The 6,902-nt window shown below is 67.7% G+C and carries 4 protein-coding genes and 1 pseudogene; 1 reads left to right on the top strand and 4 read right to left on the bottom strand.

Translation table 11 applies throughout. The annotated features are described in order from the left end of the window. The 4 genes from AC1DKD_RS37420 to AC1DKD_RS37435 form a co-directional block, all read right to left on the bottom strand. On the bottom strand, positions 1 to 1,192 hold a 1,192-nt coding region (locus AC1DKD_RS37420; RefSeq protein WP_477144434.1), incomplete at its 3' end, for an MFS transporter. A gap of 402 nt (positions 1,193 to 1,594) precedes the next feature. After that, positions 1,595 to 4,621 (bottom strand): c-type cytochrome, encoded by a 3,027-nt coding sequence (locus AC1DKD_RS37425; protein WP_477112032.1) that lies wholly within the window; start codon positions 4,619 to 4,621, stop codon positions 1,595 to 1,597. After that, positions 4,618 to 5,124, bottom strand: coding sequence for a (2Fe-2S)-binding protein (locus tag AC1DKD_RS37430; protein WP_441635946.1), 507 nt, complete (start codon positions 5,122 to 5,124; stop codon positions 4,618 to 4,620). Before AC1DKD_RS37430 ends, AC1DKD_RS37425 begins: the two co-directional genes overlap by 4 nt. Positions 5,125 to 5,208: 84 nt before the next feature. After that, entirely contained in the window at positions 5,209 to 6,363 is a 1,155-nt protein-coding gene (locus AC1DKD_RS37435; protein ID WP_441635944.1) for an FAD-dependent monooxygenase, read from the bottom strand. A gap of 364 nt (positions 6,364 to 6,727) precedes the next feature. On the opposite strand from AC1DKD_RS37435, the pseudogene AC1DKD_RS37440 reads away from it, so the two are divergent. Then, positions 6,728 to 6,902 (top strand): annotated as a pseudogene (locus AC1DKD_RS37440) (Asp/Glu racemase); the annotation flags it as partial.

A 6,902-nucleotide genomic window follows, 5' to 3' on the forward strand; every position in this document is an offset into this window, starting at 1 on the left:
GCAGGTAAGTGGCCGCAAAGCCACCGAGGTTGGCGATCGAGCAGGCCAGCGCAATGCCGGCGGCGGCCGCGGTGCCGCTCAGGAAGGTCGACGGCAGGCACCAGAACACCGGGAAGGTGGCCACGATGCCCACGTTGGCCAGCGTCAGCATCAGCACGGTGGCGGAGGTGGAACCGGTGACGAAGGTGCTGCCCACCAGGCCGGCGGCGCCCGCCAGGATGGGGATCACGATATGCCAGCGGCGCTCGCGCGTCTTGTCGGAGTGGGCGCCGTTGAGCAGCATCGCGATCACCGCCACCGCGTGCGGGATCGCGGTCAGCAGGCCGATCTGCAGCGGGCTCGCCACGCCGGAGTCGCGGATGATGGTCGGCATCCAGAAACCGATCGAGTACGTGCCCATCAGCAGGCACATGTCGATCAGGCCCAGCATCCACACGCGCTTGTCGGTAAAGGCCGCCTTGAGCGAGTGGCTGCTCTCCACCAGCACGTCGGTGTCCAGGTTGCGCTGCAGGGTGCGCTTCTCGTCGGCCTCCAGCCACTTGGCGTCCTTGATGCCGTTGGGCAGGTAGAAGAACACCATCACGCCCAGCAGCACCGAGGGAATGGCTTCCAGGAAGAACAGCCATTGCCAGCCGGCCCAGCCGTGCATGCCGGCGAAGGCGGTCATGATCCAGCCGGAGATCGGGCTGCCGATCATGCTGGCCAGGGGCAGGCCCATCATGAACAGCGCAATGATCTTGCTGCGCTTGTGCGTGGGGAACCAGTAGGTCAGGTACAGCAGCACGCCGGGCAGGAAGCCGGCCTCGGCGGCGCCCAGCAGGAAGCGCAGCACGTAGAACTGCGTTGGCGTGTTGACGAACATGGTGGCGCCGGACAGCAGGCCCCACGTCACCATGATGCGGGCGATCCAGATGCGCGCCCCCACCTTTTGCAGCACCAGGTTGCTCGGCACCTCGAACAGGATGTAGCCCACGAAGAACAGCCCGGCGCCCAGGCCGTAGACCGTTTCGCTGAAGTGCAGGTCGTCCAGCATCTGCAGCTTGGCCAGCCCGACGTTGATGCGGTCGAGATAGGCGGCGAGGTAGCAGGCACAGAAGAACGGGATCAGGCGCCAGGTCACCTTGCGATAGATGTCTGGCTGCGCTGCCGCGGGTAGCACGCCCGCCGCGCCGTCTTGATACTGATACGACATGTTTACTCCTTAACTGTTTTACCGTTGTCTACCGTGTGGATGTCTTTGCCATCGCTGTCGCCGCTTGGGTGCTGTTGCATATGCAAGCAGCGGGCCAGGGCCTGTGCAGTGATGGATGTTCGATTTTTATGGTTTCCGGCGGGCTGGCCGGGATGTTACGCGCCGTCCTTGTGCAGGGGCGGCACCGCTTTCCTTCATCCGGCACTCATGTAGTGCCTTCTACATGAAGCGTTCAGCGTAAGCTACATGAAACAAGCTCGCAAGGGAGCGATGGCGGTTTTCTCCTCGGGGTTTTCCCGTGCCGCGCGGCAAGCGCGCGGCAGCGGGCGGCGGCAAGGTGRCTTGCCGCAGGAATTGACGGATCGGGGGCCTCAGGCCGGCCTGTTTTTGTTCAGTGCCTGCTTAATGAGATGGGGCTGCGCGCAGCCGCGCGAGCGTGTCGTCCACGTTTTCCCATGCGGGTTTGTCGGGGGCGAAGCGGGCGCGCAGGTAATGCACCAGCTGCGTCAGTTGGCGGTCGTCGAGGCTTTCGCCGAAGGCCGGCATATAGCCCAGTTCGCTTGCCGCCGGCGTGGGAATACCGTCGAGCAGCACGCGGATCAGGTTGTCGGGCTTGTCGCCGTGCAGGTTGGTATTGAGCGCGAGCGACGGCTTGATGCCGAACTGCCTGATGCCCTGGTCGCCCTGGTGGCAGACCGCGCAGGCATTCTGGTAAAGGCGCGCGGCAGGGCCGCCAAGCGTACGCGCCGCGGTGGCGCTGCGCTGCTCGAGCAACATGGCTTGCGCGCTTGCCGCCGCCGCATCCGGCCCGGTCTCGCCGAACGACGCCACATAGTGCGCGATGGCGCGCACATCGTCCTCGGGCAGCAGCGCCAGTTCTTCCACCACCGGCGCCATCGGGCCGGCGGCGGCGCCATGATGTGGCGCGTAGCCGGTGCGCAGGTATTCAAACAGCGATTGTTCCGTCCACGGCACCGGCGCATGCGAGAGCTTGCCCAGCGCGGGCGCCTCCCAGCCTTCGGCTTCGCCGCCGCCCAGGTAGAGGCGGCCGCCGCGTTCGGCGCCCAGCGCATTGCGCGGCGAATGGCAGGCGCTGCAATGGCCCAGGCCCTCGGCCAGGTAGGCGCCGCGGTTCCACTGCGCCGAGCGGGCCGGATTGGCCTCGAAGGGCTTGGCGCGGTGGAACAGCAGGTTCCATCCGGCCATCAGCGGACGCAGGTTGTAGGGGAAGGCCAGCGCGGTCTCGGGCGCCTTGGCGCGCACCGGCTCGGCGGCCATCAGGTAGGCGTAGAGCGCCTGCAGGTCGCCATCGCTGACCTTGGCGAAGGCGGTGTACGGGAACGCCGGGTACAGGTGCCGGCCATCGCGATGAATGCCCTGGCGCATGGCGCGCTCGAACGCCGCGTAGGACCAGTTGCCGATGCCGGTCTCGACATCGGGCGTGATGTTGGTGCTGTAGATGGTGCCGAACGGCGTATCCAGCGCCAGCCCGCCGGCATTGCGCACGCCGTTGGGTGCGGTGTGGCAGACCGCGCAGTCGCCCGCGGCGGCCACCAGCCGGCCGCGTTCGATGGTGGCGGCGGAATAGAAGCCGGCTTCGGGCGGGGCGACCGGCGCGATCGGCGCGCGCCACGGCATCGCGGTGGCGAACAGGCCGACGGCGGCGGTGGCGCCGGCCAGCAGCCAGTTGCGCTTGCGCGCGGCGCCTCGCTTGCTGGTGCCATCGGCACTGCCCTGCGCGGCAAGCGCAAGGCGGATACGTTCGCCGCTGAACGGCGGCTCGCGCAGGCGCACGCCGGTGGCGTCGAAGATGGCGTTGGCCACGGCGGGCGCGGCGGGCAGGGTGGCCGCCGCGCTGGTACCCAGCGTGGTGGTTGCCGCACCGAGTGCGCCGGCAATGCGTACCTGCGGCAACGGCACGGTGGCGAGCGCGGGCAGGCCGGCGTCGTGCCGTGCAGCCAATGCCGGTGCCGCTGTGCCCGGCCAGCTGTCGAAGGTGCCGCCGGCGATGAGTTGCTGTGCCGCCCGCGCGGCTTCCTGCTGCAAGGCCAGGGCGTTGCCCGCGCCTTGCTCGCCCGCATCGCTGTCATGGCCAAGCGTGACACCGGTCACGCTGACCTCGCCGGTGCTGGCATCGACTTCGACTTCGGCCACCCAGGCGGACCAGCTTTGCGCGGGCTGGCCCGCGTTGGCTTCGCCGGCTTCGATGGTGCTGGCATAGGCAAATCCACGCCCGCGCCGTACGTTCTGGTTCGCTTGCGTGCGTTCCCCGCGCGGCTGCCAGTTGGCTTGCGCCGCGACCCGGCGCACCAGGCCGGCCCCGCGCGCGTCGTCGAGGTGCCGCAGCCGCAAGGCCACCGGATCCTGTGCGCTGGCCGCCGCTACCTCGTCCAGGTGCGATTCATGTGCGAAGACATAGGCCCTTGCCGTCTGGCCAGGCGTGCCGGCGGCGCGCGGCAGGCCGGGCGCGCCGGCCTGCGTCACGCTCAGGCTGGCGAAGCGGTAGGGCGGCAGGATGGCGTCGCCCCTGGTTTCGTCGCTTGCGCCGGATGCATCGAGGTCAATCTCGCCGACCGGCGCCGGCGTTCCGGTCAGCCACAGGGCAAGCGGCGGGGCCGCCATCACGGCCGCGCTGCCGCGCGCATCGACAGCCGCATTGACAGCGTAAGCGGCGATCTCGCCATCGCCCGTCCACGCGCTCTCGATATGGGTATTCACCTGTGCCTGCGTGGCGCCCAGCTCATGCGCTTCCACGCGCACCCGGACCGTGCCGCCGGCGGCCTGCGCCAGCAAGGCGGCATCGGCAGCCGCATGATGGGCGTACAGCGCATCTTCGCCGGCGCGGTTGTTGTCGCTGTCCATGGCCTGCCAGCAGACCAGCGTGATGCGGTCTTCGCCGACGCCTAGCAGGGCCGCCAGTTCCATGCGCAAGGCCCCGGGGTTGCGGCTGGGCAGCCACACGCGCAGCGCGCCATCGCGCCAGTCGGCGACGGCGGTGCAACCTCTAGGTTGCAGCCCGGCAAGCGGCCATTGATAGTCTTGCGCGCTCCGGCCCGTGGCGTCCGCCATGGCCTGGGTGGTGTCACCGTGCGCGGCAAGCAGGCGGCGGGTGAGCGGCGCGCCTGGGGCCACGGGTTTGGGGGGTGCCTGCCAGCGGGCACGCAGCACGCCGGCTGCCTGCGCGGCCTGCTGCGCCGTGGCGGCGGCAATGCCCAGGAAATCGCCGCGCCGCACTACCGAAGCAACGCCGGGTAGTGCGCGCGCAGCGGCGTCGTCGCATTCAAGCAGCCGTGCGCTGCGCAGGCTGCCTGCGTGCCATTCCAGCACGGGAGGGCGTATCACGTGGCCTGCCAGCCATTGCCGCTCGGGCGGCGGCTGCCATGCCGTCACGCTGTCCTGGCCGATCACGAGTTGGTCGCGCCCGCTCATGGCGTGCCTTCCGGGGCGGCAGCCTGCCGCAGCAGCACGGCGGCGCGCCGGACCGCGCGCAGGATCTCCACATGCGTGCCGCAGCGGCAAAGGTTGAAGCGCAGTGCCTCGCGGATCTGCGCTTCGTCGGGGTCCGGGTTTTCCGCCAGCAGGGCCTTGGCGGTCATGATCATGCCGTTCAGGCAATAGCCGCACTGCGCCGCCTGTTCGTCGATAAAGGCCTGCTGCACCGGGTCGGGCTCGCCCGGCGCGCCCAGCCCGTCGAGCGTAGTGATGGCGCGCTGCGCCACCGCTTTCACGGGGATCACGCAGGAACGCGCCGCCACGCCATCCACCAGCACCGTGCAGGCGCCGCACTGCCCCAGCCCGCAGCCGTATTTAGGACCGTTGCAGGCCAGGTCGTTGCGCAGGATATAGAGCAGCGGCGTGCCGGGATCGACCTCGGCATCGAGCTGGTATGTGGTTCGGTTGACCCGGAGGCACAGGGGGCGGGGCGTGTTCATCGTGGGGCTGGGGGCGTTTTAGAACATCACTCGCGTGGCCGGGCGCCCGTTTGGGGGCGCCCGGCGGTCTTGCCGGGACGTGGCTCAGGCTGCGACGGCCACGCGCCCGGCTTCCACCAGTGGCACGCTGAACACATCGTAACCGAAGCACCAGTCCGGGTTCTCGTTGGTGCGCAGCCACGTGTTGTTGTGCGAAACCAGTTGCACCTTGCTGGCGCGCTCGGCACGGTTGGCCTCGTACAGCGCGAAGGCGGCGCCGAAGTCCGATACGCCGGTCTGGTCCAGGCAGCGCGCCAGCATGGCGGCGTCCTCGATGGCCATCGCCGCGCCCTGTGCCATGTGCGGCTTCATCGGGTGGCAGGCATCGCCGAGCAGCACCAGGCGGCCGCGGCTCCACACCGGCAGCGGATCGCGTTCCAGCAGCGGCCACTTGGTCACTTCCACGGTGCCTTCGATCAGCGATTGCACGCCTTCATGCCAGCCGTCGAACGCGGCGCGCATTTCCTCGATGCTGCTGGGCAGCCAGCTCTTGCTCATGTCCCAGGTGGGCTCGGGCACACCGGTCACGTAATAGATTTCGTCGAGCTTGCTGGTGTCGAAGTAGACCATCATGTGGCGGTCGTCGGACCACCACTTGGTGCAACGTTCGTGGGTGAAGCCTTTCACGCGCGAGATCGGGAACACGGCGCGGTGCGCCACGTAGCCCGTGTACTTGGGCGGCTCGGCGCCCAGCAGGCTTTCGCGGATGCGGGAGTTCACGCCGTCCGCGCCGATCACGATATCGGCTTCATCGACGGTGCCGTCGGCAAAGCGCAGGCGCACCACATGGCCCAGGTCTTCCACGCTGGCCAGCTTCTTGTCGAACAGCAGCGTGCCGGGCGCCACCGCTTCGGTCAGCAGGGCATGGAAGTCGCCACGGTGCACGGTCAGGTAGCTCGCGCCATAGTGCGACACGGCATAGTCGCCAAGCGGGATCTGCGCGATCACTTCGCCGCTTTGCCAGTCGCGGCTGTACCAGAAGTCCGGGTGGCAGCCCATGTTGTTGAGCGCATCCTCCAGGCCGATCCTGCGCATGACCTTCATGACATTGGGCCCGACGTGGATGCCGGCGCCCAGGCGCGAAAACGCCGGCGCCTGCTCATACAGCCTGACTTGATGTCCGGCGCGCTGCAGCAGGGCGGCCGCGACCGTCCCTCCCAGTCCGGCGCCGATCACTGCGATGCGTGGTTTGCCTTGCACGATGTTTCTCCTGGCGGTGTGATGTGGGTCTGAACAGGCCGTCTGGCCAATCGATGAATCGAGTGTACACACGAGAAATTTGCTTGTAAAGAAATGACATGCCACCCCTATGGAAAACCCTGATATCAAAGTGACTGAGCCGATTCAATGCCCATCATGCGTGAAAATACGCACCATTAAAGGGGTTGGTTCATTAAGCGGGCACTGAAATAGTGCCTATTCCTCCAGTCATGGTTTTGTTGTGCAAATAGCGTGTGTACACTACAATCGTTCGCAGGCTACGGAGACCATTGAAGGCTCCGGGCCGGCCGTGCAGGGCGCTGCCGCGAAGACGGGCGCCAGGGCGGGTGGACAGAACACATAGATGACGGAGTCGACAGTGCAGAAAATTTTCCGTATCGGCCAGATCGTGCCGAGCTCGAACACCACCATGGAAACCGAAATCCCCGCGATGCTGCTGGCGCGCCAGCAGGTGCGGCCCGAGCGGTTCACCTTCCACTCCAGCCGCATGCGCATGAAGAAGGTGGTCAAGGAGGAAC

It is taken from the genome of Cupriavidus sp. 05T313, assembly GCF_056396665.1.